Here is a 1,724-nt window from a genome sequence, read left to right as displayed (position 1 = left end):
CGGCGTCGACCTGCGATGCGCGGTTCGAATCCGGGGAGTACTGGCGCCACAGGTTCGCGGCGGACAGCGCGTCGGCCGGGCTCTGTGCGCCGAGCGCGATCTCGGTCGCACGCTGCGCCATGCGCGGATCGCGCGTGTCGCGGGCGAGCGCGAGGTAGGTCTGGTAGGCCGGCGCGGGCTGGTTACGCTGGAGCGCGACCTCGGCGGCGAGCACCTGGTAGACGATCTGGCTCGTCAGCGGCACGCTGGGGAGATTCTTGCTCTCGTCCGGCATCACATGCTCGAACGCGCCCTGCGGCTCCGCGTCGTCCGATGCCGGATCCTGCGCGTGGGCCGGGAAGGCGGTAAGGGTCCAGGCGGCAAACAACGCGGCGCCGAGTGCACGGCGGACCGGGAAGGCGCGCGCGCCGCGCACGGCGGCGGGGCGCTTCTGAAGCAGCTTCGAGGGCAGGGTCATGGAAATCCGTTCGATGTTTCAACCGATTGTAACGCGCTCGCTACAATACACGCACGATCGGTAATCCAGTCTCAGACCCGCAAACAATGCCAGAGTTGCCAGAAGTCGAAGTCACGCGCCGGGGCATCGAGCCCTTTGTCGCAGGCCGCCGCGTCGAGCGTGTCGACGTCCGTACCGCGATGCTGCGCTGGCCCGTGCCGGCCGGGCTCGCCGAGCAGTTGCGCGCGCGCGAGGTGCTCGGCGTCGAGCGTCGCGGCAAGTATCTGCTGTTCGAGGTCGATGCGGGCTGGTTCATCGTCCATCTCGGCATGACGGGCACGCTGCGCGTGTTGCCCGCAGATGGCGTGCCGGCTGCCGCGAAGCATGACCACATCGACTGGATCTTCGACGAATTCGTGCTGCGGTTCCGCGATCCGCGCCGCTTCGGCGCGGTGCTGTGGCACCCGCGCGACGCGGGCGACGTCCATGCGCATCCGCTCCTCGCGAGCCTCGGCGTCGAGCCGTTCTCGCCGGCGTTTACCGGCGCGCTGCTGCACGCGCGCACGCGCGGCCGCACCGTGTCGGTCAAGCAGGCGCTGCTCGCGGGCGACATGGTCGTCGGCGTCGGCAACATCTATGCGTCGGAGAGCCTGTTTCGCGCCGGCATCCGGCCAACGACGGCCGCCGGCAAGGTCTCGCTGCCGCGCTACGAGCGGCTGGCCGATGCGGTGCGCGCGACGCTCGCCGACGCGATCGAGCGCGGCGGCAGCACGTTGCGCGATTTTGTCGGCAGCAACGGCGAAAGCGGCTATTTCCAGCTCGACTGCTTCGTCTACGACCGTGCGGGCCAGCCTTGCCGCGTATGCGGCACGCCGATCCGCCAGATCGTGCAGGGCCAGCGGTCGACCTATTTCTGCCCGACGTGCCAGCGTTGAAACCTTTTTTCGCGATTAGATAACTTGAAGCCGCCCCGCATCGCCCCCGCTCCGTTCCCCGTTACGCCGCTGCACCGCACGTTCGCCACACGCCTGGTCGCGTGGCAGCGCGAGCATGGCCGCCACGACCTGCCGTGGCAGAACACCCGCGATCCGTACCGGATCTGGCTGTCGGAAATCATGCTGCAGCAGACGCAGGTGTCGACCGTCATCCCGTATTACACGCGCTTTCTCGAACGTTACCCCGATGTTGCCGCGCTCGCGGCCGCGCCGACCGACGACGTGATGGCGCTGTGGGCGGGGCTCGGTTACTACTCGCGCGCGCGCAACCTGCACCGCTGCGCGCAGGTCGT

General features: G+C 68.9%; 1 protein-coding gene and 2 pseudogenes. 2 read left to right on the top strand and 1 reads right to left on the bottom strand.

Translation table 11 applies throughout. The features are described from left to right. A pseudogene (locus JYJ84_RS35910) lies at positions 1-457 on the bottom strand (hypothetical protein); the annotation flags it as partial. Between the two features lie 86 nt (positions 458-543). Between JYJ84_RS35910 and mutM the strand changes: the two are divergent. Both mutM and JYJ84_RS35900 read left to right on the top strand, forming a co-directional pair. Further along, positions 544-1,371, top strand: coding sequence for a bifunctional DNA-formamidopyrimidine glycosylase/DNA-(apurinic or apyrimidinic site) lyase (gene mutM, locus JYJ84_RS35905; RefSeq protein ID WP_122946300.1), 828 nt, complete (start codon positions 544-546; stop codon positions 1,369-1,371). Positions 1,372-1,395: 24 nt separating this feature from the next. Then, positions 1,396-1,724: pseudogene (locus JYJ84_RS35900) on the top strand (A/G-specific adenine glycosylase); the annotation flags it as partial.

The sequence above is a fragment of the Burkholderia sp. LMG 13014 genome, from assembly GCF_905232215.1.
GTDB lineage: Bacteria > Pseudomonadota > Gammaproteobacteria > Burkholderiales > Burkholderiaceae > Burkholderia.
Note: the sequence above shows the minus strand (reverse complement) of the source record. Positions and strands in the feature narration are given on the sequence as shown.

Bases quoted from the DNA above. Each gene is read 5' to 3' on its own strand.
- mutM (WP_122946300.1), top strand. From the start codon at position 544: ATGCCAGAGTTGCCAGAAGTCGAAGTCACGCGCCGGGGCATCGAGCCC.